Origin of the sequence: Colwellia sp. 5_MG-2023 (assembly GCF_030547795.1) — a bacterium.
Lineage (GTDB): Bacteria > Pseudomonadota > Gammaproteobacteria > Enterobacterales > Alteromonadaceae > Colwellia.
In genome coordinates, this window is the sequence record NZ_JAUOPW010000022.1 from 1 (window position 1) to 21927 (window position 21927).

The window sequence follows — 21927 nt, forward strand, 5'->3', positions numbered from 1 at the left end:
CAGTTTAAAAATGATGAATCGTGTAAACAGCTAAGCTACATTGACAAAATGAAGGTTAAAATAGACAGCCCAATCGGTCGACGACAATACAGTAAGCGATTAGGTGCTATCGAGCCAGTGTTTGGCAATATTACCGTCAACAAAGGCATGAATAAATTGACCTTACGCGGGAAGGAAAAAGTAAACTGTAGTGGCATAGTTAATTTGGCCACCTAACTAGAGGTGTTATTATACACCTCATCAAACTTTAGGTGACACTATGACAAAAAGAACAAGACCCAATTTTACACCAGAATTCAGACTCGAATGTGCTCAATTAGTCGTTGATAAAGGCCACACTGTACTTGAAACGGCAAAAGCCATGAATGTAGGTAAATCATCGTTAGATAAATGGGTTCGCCAATTAAAAAATGAGCGCAATGGTTTAACGAGTAAAGCCATGCCATTAACACCAGACCAACTTGAAATTCGTGCACTTAAAAAGCGTATTGCTCGCATTGAAGAAGAAAAGGAGATTCTAAAAAAGGCTACGGCTCTCTTGATGTCGGACTCACTCAACAGTTCGCGATAATCAAAGCCCTTAAAGGGAGTCATACCGTTAAACGCTGCTGCGATGTGTTTGCTATTCATCGCAGCAGCTACAAGTATTGGGCAAAGCAAGGTAGACGTATTAAGCCTAAAAAGGTTAAAGCACTGGCGATGGTAAAAAGCATTCACGCACAAAGTAATAGCTCGGCAGGTGCTCGCACCATTTCAGTTATTGCCACCACAAGAGGCTTAGCGATTAGCCGTTATGTTGCTACGCGTTTGATGAAAGAACAAGGCTTAGTTAGTTGTCAGCTGCCAAGTCACAAATACAAGAAGGCAACACAGCCGCATTTAGCGATACCGAACACACTTGAACGTCAGTTTGCCGTATGCCAGCCGGATAAAGTTTGGTGCGGTGATATAACGTTTATTTGGACGGGCGCTCGTTGGGCTTATCTAGCTGTTGTGATGGACTTATTTGCCCGAAAACTAGTGGGTTGGGCAATGTCGTATTCGCCCGATACTAAGTTAGCAGCGAAAGCCTTATCAATGGCATTTGAATCAAGAGGTCGACCAAGCAATGTGATGTTTCATTCAGACCAGGGAAGTACTTACACAAGCAGGAACTACCGTCAGTTATTGTGGCGATATCAGATTAAGCAAAGCATGAGCCGTCGTGGTAACTGTTGGGATAATAGTCCGATGGAGCGATTTTTTAGAAGTTTAAAAACAGAATGGGTACCAACAACAGGTTATCGCTCATTTATTGAAGCTGAAAAGTCAATTATTAACTACATCATTGGATATTACAGCAAAGTTAGGCCTCACAGTTATAACGGAGGATTAACACCAAATGAGTCAGAGAAAAGATACTGGCTTGAATACAAATCCGTGGCCAAAATTAGTTGACCACTACATAGATCTTTAACAGATGTAAAAGATGCGAAAAAGGAAGTGGATGCCATTCATGAGAAAGTTGAAAACCAACGTCAAAACCTTTTAGAGTCTGGTGGCAGGGGGTATCGATGGTTGAAGTAAAAGTAATAGTGCGAGTAACCAACGTATTTAAGGGTAAATTGGGAGCTGGTGACGCAATAATAACAGGTATCCGATACAAAAAGGATAAGGGGAATTTGTAGAAGCTTATGGTAGGTGGGTTACTTTTGAAAATACTTTGCAATTATTAGTTGAAAAATGTAGCCCTATTCCAATCCCCATGGAAATTATTGAGATTGAGCTAGTAAAATCTCCTCTTCTTATTCCTCCAGTCTATTTATATTATTTTAACAAACACCCAGCTTTTGAAGGATTAGGTCTCGGTCCCAAGCGACTTCAAAAAGCCATAGATCATGTTGGTAGTTTTACTCTCTTTATGGCAGATTTGGAAAATTACAACAGTAAATCCTTAATGGATGCATTTAACGGCAATTACGTAAGAGCGAGAGGCGTTATTGATGGGTATCATGAGCTTCAAGCAGAGATCGATACAGCTCTATTTCTAGCTGACTCCGGGCTAGATAACAATGAAATTAACAAGATAATATCTCTACTTGGAACAACATGTCATGAAACTATTAAATCCAATCCATACTGTTTATTGGCTTTTGGAAGCCGATTGGCTAAGAAAGCATGGATATTAGCTGAAGACTTAAAAGAAAAACTTGAAATTAGTGATGACGACCCTAGAAGGCTACTTGGTTCTGTAGATAAAATTGTTTATGACGCGCTATCAGAGGGTCATACAGCCATTTTAATTAAAAAGGCAAACGAAGACCTTGCTTCACTACTAAATGACCAACAGTTGGGTGAAGAGGCGATAAAGCTTGCTTTAAAAAACAGAACCGCTTGTCTAATAGGTGATTGCTTGCAAGGCGTTGGTCCAGCCGAACTAGAAATATACGTAGAAAAATCTTTTTCTAAATTGTTGAATTTAAATAGTCCAATGCAAGGACAACTTTTTGATGCATTAGAAATTGAATATGTTTCGAAAGCTACAGAAAAGTATGCTGCCAAATTCGAAAAAACAAATGGATATGGATTAGTCGCTAAGCAGGTTGAGGCTATTAAAATGGCTTTCACAACAGGTCTCGTAGTTCTCCAAGGTGAGGGTGGGACAGGCAAAACAACGGCATTATCTGGCATCAAAGCGGTAGGGATTGAGATAGATAGGCCCGTTTATTTTGTTGCTCTAGCAGGAGTTGCTCAGAGGAAAATCTACCGAGATTTACATAAACAAGGGCTGATCAATAATATTCAGACTAAAGACCCTGATTTAGAAATTGAAGAGCCGACATGTTTTACTATTCACTCATTTATTAATGCCATCTACAAAACCAAAAAAGCTAAGAAAGATAGCCCTTTTAACTTAAAATTAAATCAAAAGCCGATAATCGTTATGGATGAATCTTCAATGCCAGATTTGGGGTTGTTTAATCAACTATTGGCTGCACTTGGAAATGTTGAATATCATCTATTCATGGCTGGTGATATTGGTCAGCTAGCTCCAGTAGGCTTTGGCGTTGTTTGGCACAAGTTACATGACTCTAAAGTAGTTCCCTACATTGAACTTAATCAAATTCATCGTCAAGCAAATGAGAACCCAATTAAACAAGCTGCTCAAGCCATCAGAAAAGGTAAAATGCCTGAAGTACCACTTTTTGAAGGGGGTGGTGATGCTTTGGGGGTCTATCTGTCTGAGTGTGTAAATTCAGATTTGATCGAGGAGTCATTTGATTGCGCGATTAAGTTAGGTATGAGGGAATCACAAATTATCGCTCCCACTAAGCAGTTGGTCGATAAAATTAATAAATTCGTTCAAAGAAAAATGTTAACTCAAGAGGTTATGGCAGATGATTCTGCTTGTTATTTAAGTCGATTTTATCGAGGAGATAGGGTGATTTGTACTGAAAACAATCACGAGATGGGGTTGCAAAATGGTGATATTGGTGAGTTTATAGGTATTGAATACGAAGATGATTATGAGTATGCGCATTTTGATTTTCATCACAAGTCCTACAAATTGACTGAACAAGATATCTTTGCTTCTCGGATCAAACTGGGTTGGTGTATTACTATTCATAAAACTCAAGGCTCTGAATTTAAAAATACGATCATTGTCATGCCTGAGCCATATAACAAAAGGAAGAAAAATAATTTTGTTGAAAGAAGTATGATTTATACTGCTCTTACAAGATATTCCAAATTAAGCGTTTTTGTTGGTAATAAAAATGCTCTTGCCAACGCTATAATGGCCAAGGAAAGGTGGAAAACACTGAAAACTTTGTTTGATCTTGATAGATATCATGAATTAGATGTTTTAAACAACAAAGTATCTTAATCGAATTAAGTAAAAATAGATTTCACCTCGCGTCAGCGAGGAGGAAAGGAATTAATTATCGCCAAAATTCTTGTGAGTCAATGTAATCATATATGCCTGTTAGTGCTGACGTAAATCCGCAGTTATTTGCCGCAACACAATACCATAAAAATATATGAAATGGTTTTTTATTCAAAAATGTTATATATAATCAGATTTAGCATTCACTAATTCAAAGATCTATTTTTAGTGGGGGAGTTTTATGTGGTTCTTCTGAACATAAGTATTTAACGAGTGATGTCGAAGAAACGGAGAGCAAATATTATTGCAGGAATAGCAAAAAATCTCTTTAGTATATGGTTTCTTTTCAGACTTAAAAGTATCCTCAACAGAATTCCCATTATTAACCAGTAAATCACGAAGTGATATAACCTTGGAACACTGATGCGTCACTTTTTTTTTCAAACGATTTCTATAACGCTTTTGCCTTGCTGCATGATTAATGCGACCTTGGTAGGTTTTTTGATACTTTTGTTTAGCCCTGCGACGAGCTTTTAAGTACATGATTGGAGCACACTGCTTACAATATCTATTCCCCCGATCACAGTGCCTACAAATGACTGTAGGTCTGTTGCATTTAAGGCAACCATACTGTCTAGGGCTATCATGCATGAGAACACCAAAACCTTTAAATATTAATACCAGTTTATAACCATTTCAGATTGGACTAGCGAATAAACAAACAATTTTTTATTGAGTTTTAATCGCTGAGAACAAAATATTATTGCCTTGGAAATAGTTGTATAACCCAATTTCATAATAATTCAAAAATATTAAAAATTCGTAGATATAAAGAAAAAATCTAGTGTTCGGCAAATAATCGCGGTTTTAGGGTGGCGTTAACATATGTCTTTGTATTTTATGATATTAATATGTTTGATAAAATATTTATTGACTTTAAAGTTATTGTTTGTTAAGGTTTTTTTAGTTTTTTGATTTGTTAGTACATACTTGCATTTTGAAATGGATTAACATGGAATAAAGGGATATTAGATGAAAGGATTCAAGTTTTTCAATGGAATCGTGCGAGTTTTCGCAATAGCCCTATCAATACTTTCAATTATGTATGATGAAATTAGTAGTCAAACAGGTGAACTCTATCCTATTGAACTTCCATATTCTTTAGCTATATAAAGAAATAAAAATTTTTTAACAATATATCGTTATATCGTTTTTTACTCTAAACATATTGCTGATTTAGTCTATCAAAAGTAAATATAGCAAAGTACATGTATCTACAGTCAATTGGCTACAACTGTAATAACTACTATAAAAGGATTTTCTAAAATGAAAATAAAAACCCTTGCTTTAACTTCAGTATACTTAATATCAACTAATCTTTTCGGTATAGAGCTACCTTCTAGCACACAAGATTCACTTTGTCAAAATGCAGGTGCTATATTTAGCCCTGTATACGCACACAATACAATTGGTGTAGCAGGAGCTTTTGAAAATGTAATCTCTACTAAAAGTGGGCTTTACACTGAAAGCGGCAATACTTTTAAGGTTAAAGCTAAACAAAACCATCAATTTTTTTGGAAATCAGGTGATCTTTATCCTACTTATGAAACAACTAGAAAGTTCTCTTATTTTTCAGGAAACCTTTTTCCTACGATGCACACAAACCTAACCGCAAGTGAAGACTACCATATTAACATTTCTAGAGGTAGCAACTACATAACTGTCATTGCTACAGATAAGGAAGTGAGACAGCAGGTTTGGGATGGAATTAAATGGGTTGATGATAACTTCGTTCCTTTATGTGAAGCAATACAAGTCTGGGGACACAATAAACCTGTTGTTTCATCTGGCAATATAAGTGGTGGATCTTCTATTTTAGCAAGTGTTAGCATTACACTTGATAATTACTCTAAAACAAAACGAGAAGGGAACGGTGAGCCTGTCGTGATTTGGAAGTTTGAAAATAATTTTTACAATCAAACCGAATCAATTACTACAAACAGTTCTTCAATTTCATTTGCACCTCAATATAATGGCGTATATGAAGTAAGCGTAAGTGTAAGTGATGGCACTTTATCCACTTCTTATACAGTTGGTGATATGATTTTTAATGGCGGCATAAATTGCACAACCTGTGGAAATATAAATTAGAAACTTACTGATCTGATATTTGTAATTCTATGGAATATTGAATTGCTTAAAATATTATTTCAATATTTCATACTATACAACTTAGGAAAATAGTTTACATGAAAATTATTACAATTATGCTTCTTTTAATAATCAGTAGTTGCTCACACAATAATAACCGAGGAAATCAGCAGTTAGTTGAAGAAGCTTTTAAAGTTATTACTGGTAATGAAATATCATATAGATCAGATGATTGCCCTAAAATAGAAGCTAGGTGTGCAGACGGTGATTATCAAGAATGGATACAAAAAAATGGTGAGACTGCTTGTGCTTGTAATAATTAATATTCACGTGCAGTTAAATTATAATAAGTCAACGAGCTATTGAAAATCAGTACTCTAAAATGGAGAAATAAAATCAAAACATATATTTTACCAATAATCACTCTTTTGTTCTTAATCCCAACCAAAAGTGAGGCTAATGAACAAAGGTACTCCTTCGGTTTAGGTATGGGATCAATTTATAGTGGAATAGGCTCAAACTTTGCCATTATATCTGATAAAGATATGAAATATATATCGATAGGATGCATTGAGTATAGTTCAAATAACGGTGCTGAATGTGGCTTAGGTTTAGGGTGGGTTAATACCGACTTGTTTAGTCCTGATAACAATAAGCATGGTTTAGGCTTATATATCAGCATGGTTGGACATGAAAGTAACACAATAAAAGTAAATGGAAATTTTGAAACTGAAGAAAATGATATTTATGGACTAGGTGTTAGCTATACATATTTTTTTAATGGTATTGGGAATTCAGGTATGAACATTGGAATATCTTCCCATTTAACTAATGCAGATTATAAAGATAACTATGGTGGTTTTCTTCAAATAGGCTACCAGTTTTGAATTATGTGGAGCTTTCATCAATGCTCTACATATTAAATTATATTGAGAACAGGTCAAAATCATTATAAATTAAACTTGTAGAACAAGTAGTGGACATAATAACCACTTTGGTTACTTAATATGAACACTACTTTAATTCAACTACAAACCCTTATATTGAGCGTTGTGAAAAGTATATATTTGAACGCCAGATAAATTGCGCCTAACAGCCTTTAGGGTCTATCACAAAATTTAACTAATATGCTAGGTTTTTCACCTGCTGATGTATTTTTTATTATTTGTGCTGCCCCACACAAATAACCTCTTCAGAAGCCTCAACTTCTGGGCCTAGCATAATCCCTAACCATCTGGTTTTTTCACTAGTATCTAGTGAAATTTTAATGATCATTGTTAATGGTACGGAAAGAAACATTCCAATTGGGCCAAAAATGAAACCCCAACCAATTAGTGAAGCAAATGTCACAAAAGTCGAAAGACCAAGCATTTTCCCCATTAGTTTTGGTTCAACAAAATTACCAATCAAATTATTAATTACAAAATAGCCTATGCCAGTCCATACAAACGCCCCAAACCCTAGTTGCACTAGTGCAAGTAATAAAGGTGGTATTGCAGCAATTAAGGAACCAATTGAAGGAATGTAATTTAACAGAAAAGCTACCATTCCCCATAAGAAAGGGTAGTCAACTTCTATTATTAACAATAGTGCAGTAGCTAGTACACCAGTTATAAGGCTTGTAATGGTTTTAATTGCCAGGTAATGACGGATTTTGCTTAATACATGGTTTACATGAAACATTTTTTCTTTAGAGTTTGAAAATGCTTTCGAAAACTTAGACGGGAAGCTTGTTGTTTCAGCGAGTAAAAATATAACACTAAGGAAGATGATGAAGAAATCGCCAAATATTACACCTACGCCACCTACGACTTGTGTTATTAGAGTCATGATATCTATTTTTTCAAACAGGGATTTAATCTCAAAACTGTCTATTGGTGCCCCAATTCCATCTAGCCAAACCACCAAATCAGTGAAACGAGTATTTAATCGTTCAATATAAAATTCCTTATTGCTATTGAAGGAATTAATAGAATCTCCAACTAAAACCATAACAGAATAAACAAAAATCATTATAACTGTAAGTACAATTAATATAGCTAAACCACGAGGCACTTTTTTACTTTCCATCCATCCAATAGGAGGTGTACAAACCACAGCAATAAATAAAGCCATTAAAAATTGGCTCAGCAATGGTGCTGCGAATTTTAATCCTGTGATGATAATTACTATTGATGCTAGGGTTACCAAAATAGAGGTAGACTGTTGCTGTAAATTACTCATGTAAAATATAACCTTGTTAATGATATTGTTTTTGTAACATGTGCTTCATTTAAATTCTAGCTATAAATCTAAATGGATTCTACATAATAAATCACTGTTAGACGTGTCCAGTAGTAATCTATAATAAATAATATTTTTTATTGTCCTGTTTCTTTTATAAATTTCTAGTATATACAGGGTCTATAGTGGTAATATATTTTTACCTTACTCCTATTGCATGCACACACATGGATAACCTAGAGAAAACTAGTATCAGATAAATTAGGAACTGTTGGTATGTTATTGAGTGTCCCATTAACCATGATTTTAAAAATAGGGTTAGAAAGTACGCCTGAAGGACGCTGGTTAGCTGTTTTACTCAGTGATGAAGATAGCGTTTTATTAGAAATAGAACAGATTCAAAAGAGTAAAGATTAATTGTTTAAATTGTTTGGAATAACTTGATGAATTTAATAAAAGTCAGCGATGTAAATAGCTGACTTTTTTATGGATATTATTTGATATTATTAATACTAATATGCCGCTACTGTTAATATTCTTTACAGTGTCTTACTCAATTGATCTATACGATTTTGAGTAATTAATATGTAGCATCGTTTATATGTTAATGTTGCACTTTTTTCTGGTGGTGTCGCAAAATATTGCCACCGACATTCATGCTCTCGAAAAGCAACAAAGTCACTTTCTGAACGTCTGAAAAGTTTTAGTGCTGCTGGGCGCCAAGTAGCTGTTATTTTCTCTTCCAAGTTTAAAATATGGGTGTTTATCCATGTTTGCAATTCGCGTTCAACCACTTCTTTTAAATTATCAAGGCAGAGTGATTGGCTTTTAGCCGTTTGCTCTACCTCTAAGCATGCGTCTAACGGATCATGAGCGTAGACAGGAGCAGAAAGTAATTGATACGTAAATATTAATACGCTTGAGATAGTTCTCTTGTTAATCATATTTTAAATAGAAGAAAATTATTAATTAGGTAATACTTTTTTATAAGGCTTCACGGTGACTTTTTCATAAACACCGGCTGCAATATAGGGATCAGCATCAGCCCATTGTTGTGCTGCTGTTAGGTCATCAAACTCTGCAATAATTAATGAGCCCGTAAAGCCAGCTGCACCCGGATCATTACTATCTATAGCGGGGCATGGGCCTGCAACTAATAAGCGTCCTTCACTTTGTAGAGTACTTAAGCGAGCTAAGTGAAGCTCTCTTACTGATAAGCGTTTTTCTAAACTGTTGCTGACGTCTTCACTGTATATTAAATATAACATTTGTTTTCCTATATTTTGTCATTATCTTTGTTGTGTTGAGGTTTACTTATTACATTTGAATTTATTTCAATACTATCTTCAATTGCGTTAGTTATGTCTTCGCTGTCATCACGCATATATTTGTGTAAAGATAATATTGTGATAATTGAGAAGGCAAACATAAGCCCAGTTAAGCCAAATACTTTAAAATTTACCCAAGTTTCTAAGTCAAAGTTAAAAGCAACATACCAATTTAGTACACCACATAAGGCAAAGAAAAGTGCCCAAGCTAGGTTTAGTTTAGTCCAAATAGGATCGGGAAGGTTTATTGATTCAGATAAAAATTGTTTAATAATATTCTTTTTAAATAGGTAATAACTAACGAGTAGCGCAACAGCAAAAAACTCATTGATGATCGTTACTTTCCATTTAATAAAAGCTTCATCGTGTAAAAAGATAGTTAAGCCACCAAAAACAGCGATTAAACCAAAAAATATCCAATTACGTGTGGGGACTTTTTCTTTTTTAATAATGTAATAAAGAATTTGTAAGGCTGAACTAGCAATTAATGAAGCGGTAGCCCAATAAATATCGACAAATTTATTTACTACAAAAAAGATAACTAATGGAATGTATTCAAAAAGTGCATGCATATTATAATTATTACAAGGAAGATACTGATGAATTGAGTTTAACGAAACTTCCTATACTTTAAAAGTTAAAGCTCAGTATCTTGTAAAATAAACCTACTTTCTTTGTAAGTATTGTTTAAATAGTAACTATTGAGCTTAGTATTTGATTTTTTAAGTGTATTTAATATTTCTATATGTAAAATAATTAAAGAGTGGTGACAAAGACATCTCAAAAAATAGTTAAGATGTCTTTATTATTCATCAATTTTTAAACTAATATCAGTAACGGGAACACAGCAGCAAGGTAGGATCTCATTTTCGCCGATAAAGGCTAACGGCTCCCCATCAGGGTAGCTTATCTCTCCTGAGGCTAGCGTGACTCGACAAGCTCCGCAAAATCCATCTCGACAGTGATAATGAACTTCGACACCTGCCTGCTCTAAACATTCCAATAAGCTTTGCTTTGATTGCTTATACGCTATGACCTTACCGTTGACACTAATTTGTGGCACTGGTTTTATCGAAGGTTTACTTGATGCAGGCATAGAAAGATATTTAAACGGTTTTACAAATCAAAATCATCAAAATCATCAGCATCAATAGTTGAATCTACTTGGCCAACTAAGTAACTTGATATCTCTGTTTCTTGAGGAGCTACTTGTACATTGTCACTAACTAAATAAGCATTCATCCAAGGGAGTGGGTTGCTTTTTATATCGAATGGCGCACCAAAACCAATGGCAGAAAGGCGTTGGTTGGAAATATATTCGATGTATTGATTCAATATTTCGGCATTCAATCCGATCATTGAACCATCTTTAAATAAGTATTGTGCCCATTCTTTTTCTTGTTCAACAACATCTAAGAATATTTGTAAACCAGCATCACGTAATTCAATGCTTATTTCTTGCATTTCAGGATCGTCTTTACCTGTCATCCAATTGTTTAAAATATGCTGAGTTCCCGTTAAATGAAGTGCTTCATCGCGAGCAATTAATTTAATAATTTTTGCATTGCCTTCAAGTAATTCACGTTCCGCAAAAGCAAATGAACAAGCAAAGCTAACGTAAAATCTGATTGCTTCTAAGGCGTTAACAGAGCATATAGCTAAATATAAACGTTCTTTAAGCTTACGTTTACTTACCTCGATAGTTTTCCCTTCAATGTCGTACGCGCCTTCACCAAGTGATTGTAACAATTGTGTGGTTAGAATAACGTCATCAAAATATTTTGAAATGCTACTTGCACGTTTTAAAATTGCCGGGTTGACAATAATGTCATCAAAAACTTCACCTGGATCGGTAAATAAATTACGTAAAATATGCGTGTAAGAGCGTGAGTGAATGGTTTCACTAAATGCCCAGGTTTCTACCCAAGTTTCAACTTCGGGTAATGATACTAGAGGTAATAAAACTGCATTAACTGAACGTGCAGCCATTGAATCAAGTAAAGTTTGATATTTTAAATTTGAAATGAAAATATGTTTTTCAGAGTCAGTTAAACCTTGCCAATCAGATCTATCTTTTGAAACATCAACTTCTTCTGGTCGCCAAAAAAATGAAAGCTGTTTTTCAATTAATTTTTCAAAAGCGACATATCGTTGCTGGTCATAACGAGAAACATTAACACTATTACCTAAGAACATTGGTTCAAGTAAAGCATTATTAGGCGTCTGATTAAACGTGGTGTACGTCATTATTTATTTATCCCTTAATATATTGCCATTGTTTTAAACGACAATAATGAATCGAGTAAAATTACCCGATTCATTTGATTTCATTTGTTGAATTGTGTTCGTTATATTATTTGATGATTGTTATATACCTGATTACGTAATCACTTAGGTATTATATTTTGCAAGCACCACCAGCGCAGCTATCATCTTCTACTTCCATATCATCATTCGCACCATCACGAGTGTTATGGTAATACATGGTTTTAACACCAAGCTTATAAGCAGTTAATATGTCTTTTAAAATTTGTTTAATTGGCACTTTGCCACCGTCAAACTTAGCCGGATCATAATTGGTATTTGCAGAAATAGTTTGGTCAACAAATTTTTGCATAATACCAACAAGCTCTAAATAACCTTCATTGCTTGGGATATTCCAAAGTAATTCGTAATTGTCTTTAAGTTTCTGATACTCAGGTACAACTTGTTTTAGTATGCCATCTTTACTGGCTTTAACACTGATCAAACCACGAGGTGGTTCAATGCCATTTGTTGCATTTGATATTTGAGATGAAGTTTCAGATGGCATCAAAGCCGATACAGTTGAATTACGTACACCATATTTTTGAATACTTGCGCGCAATGATTCCCAATCTAAATGTAACGGTTCACCGGTAATATCATCAATAGATTTTTTATAAGTATCAATTGGTAAAATACCTTGAGCAAGACGAGTTTCATCAAACTTAGGACAAGCACCTTTTTCTTTTGCTAAACCGTTAGTCGCTTTCAGTAAATAATACTGGATGGCTTCAAAGGTTTTATGGGTTAAATTATTGGCACTACCGTTTGAATAATATAAGCCATTTTTAGCTAAATAATAAGCATAATTGATTACACCTATGCCTAACGTACGGCGTGCTAAACTCGCACTACGGGCCGCAGGAATAGGGTAGTCTTGATAATCTAATAAGTTATCTAGCGCACGTACGGCTAAATCGGCCAACTCTTCTAGTTCATCAAGAGACTCAATTGCACCTAAGTTAAAAGCAGATAAGGTACAGAGTGCTATTTCACCATTTTCATCGTTGATATCAGTCATTGGCTTAGTTGGTAAGGCAATTTCTAAACACAAGTTACTTTGACGAATAGGGGCTTTGCTTGGGTCAAACGGACTATGAGTATTACAATGGTCAACGTTTTGTAAATATATACGGCCAGTACTCGCACGCTCTTGTGCGAATAACGTAAATAACTCTATTGCTTTAATGCGTTTTTTACGAATTGAATCATCGTTTTCATATTGTACATAAAGCGCTTCAAACTTGTCTTGATCTTCAAAGAATGCATCATAAAGTCCTGGAACATCACTAGGGCTAAACAGGGTAATATGGCCACCTTTAATCAGACGTTGATACATGACTTTGTTAAATTGAACGCCGTAATCTAAATGTCTAACACGGTTTTCTTCAACACCACGATTGTTTTTAAGTACTAGTAAGCTTTCAACTTCTAAATGCCAAAGCGGATAGAACAAGGTAGCGGCACCGCCACGAACACCACCTTGTGAACAACTTTTAACGGCTGTTTGGAAATGTTTGTAGAAAGGGATACAACCGGTATGAAATGCTTCACCATTACGAATAGTACTACCTAATGCACGAATACGTCCTGCATTAACGCCAATTCCAGCACGTTGAGAAACATATTTTACTATTGCGCTTGATGTTGCGTTAATCGAATCTAAAGAATCATCACATTCTATTAATACACATGATGAAAATTGACGAGTTGGTGTTCTAACACCCGCCATTATTGGGGTTGGTAACGATATCTTAAAGGTTGATATAGCGTTATAGAACCCCTTAATATAACTTAACCTAGTTTCTTTCGGATATTTAGCGAATAAACAGGCAGCAACTAAAATATATAAAAACTGTGCGCTTTCATAAATTTCACCATTAACACGGTTCTGTACTAAGTATTTACCTTCGAGTTGCTTAACTGCAGCATAGCTGAAGTTTAAATCACGACTATGATCTAAAAATAGCGACATATGTTCGAAATCGCTTTCATCGTAATCAACTAATAAATGTTGATCATATTTACCTGAGTCAACCAGCTTCACTATATGGTCATATAGTTTTGGTGGCTCAAATTGGCCATAAGCTTTCTTACGTAAATGAAAAACCGCTAGTCTGGCAGCTAAATATTGATAATCAGGTGTCTCTTCTGATATTAAATCTGCGGCTGCTTTAATAATCGTTTCATGAATATCAGCCGTTTTAATACCATCATAAAATTGAATATGAGATTTTAATTCAACTTGAGAAACAGAAACGTCATCAAGATCTTCAGCTGCCCAAGCAATAACGCGGTGAATTTTCTCTAAATCGATGGGTTCTTTTTCGCCATTACGCTTAGTAACAAAAAGTTTATTAGTCATGAAAGGCCTGTGGTGTAAATTGTTATTGTTTTCTTTAGTTTTAAAACGTTATTTATCACTAAAGAGTCCTGTGTTGTACCTGCTTTTCAAATAGCCTAATAAATAGACTGGTTAAAAAGTGCATGCACAACATCTAGGGTTTGTTTGTAAATATAGACACAAGATAATGAGGTTTGGTTATTATTGCAAGTGATAAAAAAGTGCTAATTTCACTTGATTTTTCGATTGATTGCATTAGGTTAGTAATGACTAACCTACTACCATTAAAAGCTTTAGTAATTTGCTAAAATCAATCTTTATTTTTAAATAAATAATTCGCTAAAAATATTTTAATTAATTTTAATATATTTTCACAACGATTAAATATGGAATTTGAGAGAAATAAAAATAATTATTTAAATCAATTGCTTAGCTGTTTTGTTTGTAGTTTGAACAACTTGATTGAAAAAAAAACAAATGCGTAAATTATATTTTCTTACAGCACAAAATGTAGTTCACATCTAAGTTATTTGTTAATTTATGATTCTCAGAAATTGGATTGTAATGAATACCGCTAGCATCAATACAATTTAACCCACATTGTTCAGCCCAACTTATTAATTGCGAAGGCTTGATAAACTTATCATGCTCATGTGTACCATCAGGTACTAACTTAAATATTTTCTCTGCGGCTAAAATAGCAAGTAAATAAGATTTGACTGTTTTATTGAGTGTTGAGAAAAAGACTAAACCACCAGGTTTTACTAAGTTTGCACAAGCATTTATTATAGAAGCAGGGTCGGGAACATGCTCTAGCATTTCCATACAAGTTACCATGTCAAAACTTTCGTGGTTTTGTTGTGCTTTTTCTTCAGCGGTTATTTTTTCGTAATTAATTGTTAAACCTGACTCGAGTGCGTGTAACTTAGCAACGTTAAGTGGTTCAGTTCCCATATCAATACCAGTAACATTAGCACCTAATTTAGCTAAAGATTCTGATAAAATACCACCACCACAGCCAACATCAATTACCTTTTTAGAAAAGAGTTCGCTTTGTTGTTCGCTAATATGCTGACATATAAATTGTACTCTTAGTGGGTTAACCTGATGTAATGGTTTAAAATCACCTGTTAAATCCCACCACTGATTTGCAATTTGCTCAAATTTAGCAATCTCAGCATCATTCACATTCAGCATTTTATTAGTTTCTGTCATGGTTATATCTAGTTAATTTTTGAATTATTCAATTCTAAACGAAACTTTTAACTAAGCAAAGCGCAAACGAAGCGCAAACAGCAGCTAAAGTAATAGAGTAGATCAATTTAACTGTGCATTTGTTGTTTTTATCATCACTTTTTTATTAGTACTCCATCACCTTGTAAATGGGCAAATAAAGCTGTTTGGCATCACTCAAAATTGTGCTATTATGCCGCGTTGATTTATATATTTTTTATGAAAATATAATAATAAAAATATTGTGATTTTATAGTTACATTTTAAGTTAAGGGATACGTCTATATATGTCAGATCTGGCCAAAGAAATAGTTCCAGTAAATATTGAGGATGAGTTAAAAACATCCTACCTAGATTATGCCATGAGCGTAATCGTTGGGCGTGCATTGCCTGACGTTCGCGATGGATTAAAACCTGTACATCGTCGCGTATTATTCGCTATGGAAGTTTTAGGGAATGATTGGAACAAACCTTATAAAAAATCAGCCCGTGTGGTTGGTGACGTTATAGGTAAATATCACCCGCACGGTGATACTGCTGTTTACGATACTATCGTTCGTATGGCGCAATCATTTTCTTTACGTTATATGTTGGTTGATGGTCAAGGTAATTTCGGCTCTGTTGATGGTGATAGTGCAGCTGCAATGCGTTATACCGAAATTAGAATGTCTAAAATTGCGCATTCGATTCTTGCCGACTTAGATAAAGAAACTGTTGATTTTGTACCTAACTATGATGGTACAGAGTTTATTCCAGCAGTAATGCCTACCCGTATTCCTAACCTACTTGTTAATGGTGGTTCAGGTATTGCTGTTGGTATGGCTACTAATATTCCACCGCATAATTTAACAGAAGTTATTAACGGTTGTTTAGCGTTAATCGATAACAGTGACATTACGTTTGAAGAACTTTTAACGCATATCCCTGGTCCTGATTTTCCTACTGCCGCTATTATTAGTGGTAGAGCAGGTATAGAAGAAGCATACCGAACAGGTCGTGGTAAAATAAAGATTCGTGCACGTGCAGAAATTGAAGTTCACGAAACATCAGGTAAGGAAACAATCATTGTTCACGAATTACCTTACCAAGTTAACAAAGCACGCCTGATTGAAAAAATGGCTGAGCTTGTTAAAGAAAAACGTCTTGAGGGTATTTCAGCATTACGTGATGAGTCTGATAAAGACGGCATGCGTATGGTTATCGAGATTAAACGTGGCGACGTAGGTGAAGTTGTATTAAATAACTTATTTAAACTTACGCAAATGCAAGTATCTTTTGGTTTTAATATGGTGGCATTAGGTAATGGCCAACCGAAAATATTTAATCTAAAAGAAATGCTTGAAGAGTTTGTTCTTCATCGCCGTGAAGTTGTTACGCGTCGTACTATCTTCGAACTTAGAAAAGCCCGTGATCGAGCACATATATTAGAAGGTCTATCGATTGCGCTTGCTAATATTGAACCTATCATTGAATTAGTTAAAACCTCTCCGTCAAGAAAAGAAGCGGAAGAGCAGTTAGTTGCTCATGGTTGGGACTTAGGTAATGTTAGCGCAATGCTAGAGCGAGCAGGTACTCATGCAGCTCGTCCTGAGTGGTTAGAGCCACAATTTGGTATTCGTGATAATAAATACTATTTAACGCCGGTTCAAGCAAAGGCGATTGTAGAACTACAATTGTATAAGTTAAGTGGTCTTGAACATGAAAAAATTCTAAATGAGTACAAAGAGTTATTAGATCTTATTGCTGAATTAATGCTTATTTTAGAAAGTCCTGAGCGTTTAATGGAAGTTATTCGCGAAGAACTAGAAGTTATTAGAGATGAATTTGGTGATGAACGCCGAACAGAAATTACTAATGCGTCTCATGATTTATCACTAGAAGATTTAATAACTGAGGAAGATGTTGTCGTAACACTTTCTCACGAAGGTTATGTTAAGTACCAAGTGTTAAGTGATTATGAAGCTCAACGTCGTGGTGGCAAAGGTAAAGCTGCAACTAAGATGAAAGAAGAAGATTTTATTGAACGCTTATTAGTCGCTAACACTCATGATACTATATTATGCTTCTCAGATCGCGGTAAGTTGTACTGGTTGAAAGTTTATCAGTTACCACTAGCAAGTAGAACGGCCCGTGGCCGTCCAATTGTTAATATTTTACCATTAGAGAATGATGAACGTATTACAGCAATTCTACCTGTACGTGAGTATGAGGAAGATAAATACATTATCATGGCGACAGCGTCTGGTACTGTTAAGAAAACAGCGTTAACTGCTTATAAAAATCAAAGAGCTAACGGTATTATTGCGTTAAATCTACGTGATGACGATACCTTAATTGGTGTTGATATTACAGATGGTAATAATGACATCATGTTGTTCTCCGATGCGGGTAAAGTTGTACGCTTCAACGAAAAAGTTCGTGATAGTGAAACAGGTGAAATTAAGCTTGATCCTGAAACAGGTGAACAACGTTGGGCGTTAAAACCTATTGGTAGAACCGGTACTGGTGTTCGTGGTATTAAACTTGAAGACGATCAAAAGGTAGTATCACTGATTGTTCCTAAGAATGACGGTCCTATTTTAACCATTACTGAAAATGGTTTTGGTAAACGTACTGACCTAAATGAGTATCCTGCGAAGAGTAGAGCAACGAAAGGTGTTGTTTCTATTAAAGTTAGTGAACGTAACGGTAAAGTTGTTGGCGCTGTTCAAGTTGAAGATCTTGACGAGATTATGGTTATCACTGATAACGGTACATTAGTACGAACGCGTGTTAATGAAGTGAGTGTTATTGGTCGTAATACCCAAGGTGTTCGTTTAATTCGTACAGTTGAAGGTGAACATGTTGTTGCACTTCAACGTATTGATGAGGTTATTGAGCCAGAATTACCCGAAGGAGAAGAAGGTGAGAATGTAGATGCTATTGAAGCAGAGCAAACATTATCCCCTGATACTTCTGAAAGTAATGAACAATTAGATAACGAAAGTACACCCGACGACCAATAATAGGCGTCACATATGAAATAAAGGCGGCTAATAACCGCCTTTTTTTATGTTCAGGATGAACGGTATTTCGCGGTGCCATGTCGTTACAAGGATGTGACTTATTAGGATAATGCAGGAGCAATTATCCTGATGGTAAAGAGCGTGTATGTTCAAGAGGAGCAGTATTTTGCGGTGCCATGTCGTTACAAGGAGGTAACTTATTAGGATTATGCAAGGAGCAATTATCCTGATGGCAAAGCACGTGTATGTTCAGGATGAACGGTATATCAAGTGTATATTTTAAGGCTTGATAAGTTAAAGTCACCTATTTTGAGAAAAAGATAATGTCAGAAATATTTAATTTTTGTGCGGGTCCAGCAATGTTACCTAAGCCGGTAATGGCAAAAGCACAAAAAGAGTTTATTCATTGGAATAATACAGGTAGCTCAGTAATGGAGCTAAGTCATCGTAGTAGTGTATATATGGCTATGGCTGCAAAAGCTGAAGCAGATTTACGTGAACTTATGGCTATCCCAAGCAATTATAAAGTATTATTTTGCCATGGTGGCGGACGAGGTCAATTCTCAGCGGTACCGCTAAACTTATTGCCACCAGGTAAATCTGCTGATTATATCGTGAATGGTTCATGGTCAAAAGCGGCAGCTATTGAAGCGCAAAACTTCGGTGAAATTAATGTGATTAATATTCGAGAAGAGCATTCTGATGGTGAAATAAGCTTAATGCCGAGTGAACAATGGCCACTCAATAGTGATGCTGCTTATGTTCATTACTGTCCGAATGAAACGGTTGATGGCATTGAAATTAATGATGTACCTGATACCAATGGCATTCCACTTGTTGCTGATATGTCATCAACTATCTTATCTCATGAAATAGATGTCACTAAATTTGGTGTTATTTATGCTGGAGCTCAGAAAAACATTGGACCTTCAGGGTTAACAATTGTCATTGTTCGTGAAGATTTACTTGGGAATGCACAAAAAGCAACACCTTGTATTATGAATTACGAAACTTCAGCCAATAATGATTCTATGTATAACACGCCACCAACGTATGCATGGTATTTAGCAGGATTAGTTTTTCAATGGCTTAAAGCACTAGGTGGAGTGAGCGCCATAGCTAAAGTCAATCAGGCTAAAGCTGAATTGTTGTACCAAACAATCGATGCCAGTGATTTTTATCAAAACACTGTTGAACACAAGTATCGTAGTAAAATGAATATCCCATTTTGGCTTAAAGATGAAAGCTTAAATGAAACGTTTTTAGCACAAGCTGAACAACAAGGCTTAATGGCTTTACAAGGTCATAGAATTGTCGGTGGTATGCGTGCAAGTATATACAATGCAATGCCAATTGAAGGTGTGCAAGCGTTGGTTGATTTTATGCAAGAATTTGAAAAGGGGAATAAGTAGTATGGAGCAGTTAACATTACAGCCAATTGGCAAGATTAACGGCGAGATTTTCTTACCAGGCTCAAAAAGCTTATCTAATCGTGCATTGCTAATTGCCGCATTGGCTAATGGCGTGACTAAAATTACTAACTTACTTGTTAGTGAAGATATTGAGCATATGCTTAACGCATTAACAACACTTGGTATTAAATACACGTTAAGTGATTGTGGTACAGAATGTACTGTTGTTGGCAATAATGGCTTTTTTAAAACAGATAAACCTTTAGACTTATATTTGGGTAATGCAGGTACTGCAATGCGTCCATTATGTGCTGCATTAGCTGCCAGTGAAGGGGAATTTGTTTTAACAGGTGAACCACGAATGAAAGAGCGACCTATTGGTCATTTGGTTGATGCACTTGCACAACTTGGTGCTGGTATAGAGTACCTTGAAAATAAAGATTACCCACCAGTAAAAATATCTGGTAAAGCGTTAACAGGTAAAACTGTTAGTATTGATGGTTCAATTTCAAGCCAGTTTTTAACAGCGATATTAATGGTTGCCCCTTTATTAGCAACAGACACCAATATCGAAATTGAAGGTGAATTAGTTTCTAAGCCATATATAGATATTACACTTAATATCATGAGTCGATTTGGCGTGGATGTGCAAAATAATAACTATCAATCCTTTATCGTTACAGGTAACCAATCATACCAAGCTGTTGAAAAGTACATGGTTGAAGGGGATGCCTCTTCAGCGTCATACTTTTTAGCTGCCGGTGCAATTAAAGGTGGAAAAGTTACAGTACATGGTGTTGGAACATTAAGTGTTCAAGGTGATAAACATTTTGCCGATGTGCTTGAAAAAATGGGTGCAGAAGTTACTTGGGCTGATGAATCAATCAGTGTTGTAGGTAAACCATTGACGGCAGTTGATATGGATATGAATCATATCCCTGACGCTGCAATGACTATTGCAACAGCGGCACTTTTTGCGAAAGGTACAACAACCATTCGTAATATTTATAATTGGCGAGTAAAAGAAACTGATAGATTAACTGCTATGGCAACAGAGCTTAGAAAGGTAGGGGCAGAAGTAATAGAGGGTGAAGATTTTATTACTATAACTCCGCCAGCTTCATTAAAGCATGCTGAAATTGATACTTATAATGATCATCGTGTCGCTATGTGTTTTTCGCTTGTGGCATTAAGTGATACACCTGTCACTATCAATGACCCTAAATGTACGGCGAAAACATTTCCTGACTACTTTGACAAATTAGCACAAGTTTCTTGTTAAACAGGTTACAAAATATTTTTTTTGGCGATTTTAATACATAAATCCAGTATAATTCTGCCGATTTTTGAGATAAGGAGAAATATGTATGCTGGAAAGCATTCCCGTCATTACTATTGATGGCCCAAGTGGGGCAGGCAAAGGAACTGTTGCCAGAATTGTTGCTGAACAGCTTGGTTGGCACCTACTCGATAGTGGTGCTATCTATCGTGTACTTGCTGTAGCAACCCAACATCATCATGTTAATCTTGATGATGAAGAACACTTGATTCCTATGGCAGCGCACCTTGATGTACAATTTGAAATAACGGGTGAAGGCGAAAGTAAAGTTATTTTAGAAGGTGAAGATGTTACTGACACCATTCGAACAGAGGAAATTGGTGCTCTAGCATCAAAAGTTGCTGCTTTTCCGCGTGTTCGTGAAGCTTTATTACGTAGACAGCGTGCATTTAGTGTTGCTCCTGGGTTAGTTGCTGATGGTCGCGATATGGGAACTGTTGTTTTCTCTAAAGCACCAGTGAAGGTTTTTTTGACGGCTAGTGCAGAAGAAAGAGCAGAACGCCGATTTAATCAGTTGAAAGAGAAGGGCTTTGATGTTAAAATCGGGCGCCTTTTGGATGACATACGTCAACGAGATGAAAGAGATAGCAACCGAGAAGTCGCTCCTCTTATTCCCGCAGAAGGTGCGTTAATTATTGATTCTACTGGCCTTTCTATACAAGAAGTGGTCAATAAAGTCCTTTCATTTGCGAATGGAAAGTTAACATAAACCCTTATTTTTTT

The 21927-nt window shown here is 35.7% G+C and carries 19 protein-coding genes; 11 read left to right on the plus strand and 8 right to left on the minus strand.

Translation table 11 applies throughout. From position 1 onward, the window contains the following. The 6 genes from Q4496_RS13625 to Q4496_RS13650 form a co-directional block, all read left to right on the plus strand. The coding region (locus Q4496_RS13625) for a transposase (RefSeq protein ID WP_303610647.1) at window positions 1–216 on the plus strand (216 nt) is incomplete at its 5' end. Window positions 217–259: 43 nt separating this feature from the next. After that, window positions 260–1437 (plus strand): IS3 family transposase gene (locus Q4496_RS13630; RefSeq protein ID WP_303610648.1). Its coding sequence is split into 2 segments (ribosomal slippage): window positions 260–518 and window positions 518–1437, totalling 1179 coding nucleotides; the frame shifts between segments, so codons are not numbered across the junction. A 265-nt stretch (window positions 1438–1702) separates the two neighbouring features. After that, window positions 1703–3865, plus strand: a complete 2163-nt coding sequence (locus Q4496_RS13635) for an AAA family ATPase (protein ID WP_303610649.1) — start codon at window positions 1703–1705, stop codon at window positions 3863–3865. A 1326-nt stretch (window positions 3866–5191) separates the two neighbouring features. Next, complete coding sequence (locus tag Q4496_RS13640) at window positions 5192–6016, plus strand: hypothetical protein (protein ID WP_303610650.1); 825 nt, start codon at window positions 5192–5194, stop codon at window positions 6014–6016. A 98-nt stretch (window positions 6017–6114) separates the two neighbouring features. Further along, entirely contained in the window at window positions 6115–6339 is a 225-nt protein-coding gene (locus tag Q4496_RS13645) for a hypothetical protein (RefSeq protein WP_303610651.1), read from the plus strand. A 165-nt stretch (window positions 6340–6504) separates the two neighbouring features. Further along, on the plus strand, window positions 6505–6903 hold the full coding sequence (locus Q4496_RS13650) for a hypothetical protein (RefSeq protein ID WP_303610652.1): 399 nt from the start codon (window positions 6505–6507) through the stop codon (window positions 6901–6903). 274 nt (window positions 6904–7177) lie between these two features. Here the strand turns inward: Q4496_RS13650 and Q4496_RS13655 are convergent, their stop codons facing one another. Beyond that, window positions 7178–8239, minus strand: coding sequence for an AI-2E family transporter (locus Q4496_RS13655; RefSeq protein WP_303610653.1), 1062 nt, complete (start codon window positions 8237–8239; stop codon window positions 7178–7180). Window positions 8240–8515: 276 nt separating this feature from the next. Here Q4496_RS13655 and Q4496_RS13660 point away from each other — a divergent pair, with 276 nt between their 5' ends. Continuing rightward, on the plus strand, window positions 8516–8656 hold the full coding sequence (locus Q4496_RS13660) for a hypothetical protein (RefSeq protein ID WP_303610654.1): 141 nt from the start codon (window positions 8516–8518) through the stop codon (window positions 8654–8656). A 122-nt stretch (window positions 8657–8778) separates the two neighbouring features. On the opposite strand, the gene Q4496_RS13665 is transcribed toward Q4496_RS13660, so the two are convergent. The 7 genes from Q4496_RS13665 to ubiG all read right to left on the minus strand — a co-directional run bounded on the left by Q4496_RS13665 (window position 8779) and on the right by ubiG (window position 15430). Further along, window positions 8779–9183, minus strand: coding sequence for a lysozyme inhibitor LprI family protein (locus Q4496_RS13665; protein WP_215974532.1), 405 nt, complete (start codon window positions 9181–9183; stop codon window positions 8779–8781). A 21-nt stretch (window positions 9184–9204) separates the two neighbouring features. Then, complete coding sequence (locus Q4496_RS13670; RefSeq protein WP_215974531.1) at window positions 9205–9507, minus strand: YciI family protein; 303 nt, start codon at window positions 9505–9507, stop codon at window positions 9205–9207. Between the two features lie 8 nt (window positions 9508–9515). Further along, window positions 9516–10139: a septation protein A gene (locus Q4496_RS13675; protein WP_215974530.1), complete on the minus strand. Its 624-nt coding sequence runs from the start codon at window positions 10137–10139 to the stop codon at window positions 9516–9518. A gap of 233 nt (window positions 10140–10372) precedes the next feature. Continuing rightward, window positions 10373–10663 carry a class I ribonucleotide reductase maintenance protein YfaE gene (yfaE, locus tag Q4496_RS13680; protein WP_303610655.1) on the minus strand — a complete coding sequence of 97 codons (291 nt, stop codon included), beginning with the start codon at window positions 10661–10663 and terminating at the stop codon, window positions 10373–10375. A gap of 20 nt (window positions 10664–10683) precedes the next feature. After that, complete coding sequence (nrdB, locus tag Q4496_RS13685) at window positions 10684–11814, minus strand: class Ia ribonucleoside-diphosphate reductase subunit beta (protein ID WP_215974528.1); 1131 nt, start codon at window positions 11812–11814, stop codon at window positions 10684–10686. Between the two features lie 151 nt (window positions 11815–11965). Then, on the minus strand, window positions 11966–14236 hold the full coding sequence (gene nrdA / locus Q4496_RS13690) for a class 1a ribonucleoside-diphosphate reductase subunit alpha (RefSeq protein WP_215974527.1): 2271 nt from the start codon (window positions 14234–14236) through the stop codon (window positions 11966–11968). Window positions 14237–14701: 465 nt separating this feature from the next. After that, complete coding sequence (ubiG, locus tag Q4496_RS13695) at window positions 14702–15430, minus strand: bifunctional 2-polyprenyl-6-hydroxyphenol methylase/3-demethylubiquinol 3-O-methyltransferase UbiG (RefSeq protein ID WP_215974526.1); 729 nt, start codon at window positions 15428–15430, stop codon at window positions 14702–14704. A gap of 305 nt (window positions 15431–15735) precedes the next feature. Here ubiG and gyrA point away from each other — a divergent pair, with 305 nt between their 5' ends. From gyrA to cmk, 4 genes are all read left to right on the plus strand, one after another. Then, window positions 15736–18453 carry a DNA topoisomerase (ATP-hydrolyzing) subunit A gene (gene gyrA / locus Q4496_RS13700; protein ID WP_303610656.1) on the plus strand — a complete coding sequence of 906 codons (2718 nt, stop codon included), beginning with the start codon at window positions 15736–15738 and terminating at the stop codon, window positions 18451–18453. Window positions 18454–18776: 323 nt separating this feature from the next. After that, window positions 18777–19865, plus strand: a complete 1089-nt coding sequence (gene serC, locus Q4496_RS13705; RefSeq protein WP_215974524.1) for a 3-phosphoserine/phosphohydroxythreonine transaminase — start codon at window positions 18777–18779, stop codon at window positions 19863–19865. A 1-nt stretch (window position 19866) separates the two neighbouring features. Beyond that, window positions 19867–21147: a 3-phosphoshikimate 1-carboxyvinyltransferase gene (gene aroA / locus Q4496_RS13710; protein ID WP_215974523.1), complete on the plus strand. Its 1281-nt coding sequence runs from the start codon at window positions 19867–19869 to the stop codon at window positions 21145–21147. An 85-nt stretch (window positions 21148–21232) separates the two neighbouring features. Further along, complete coding sequence (gene cmk / locus Q4496_RS13715) at window positions 21233–21913, plus strand: (d)CMP kinase (RefSeq protein ID WP_215974522.1); 681 nt, start codon at window positions 21233–21235, stop codon at window positions 21911–21913. Window positions 21914–21927: the final 14 nt, after the last annotated feature.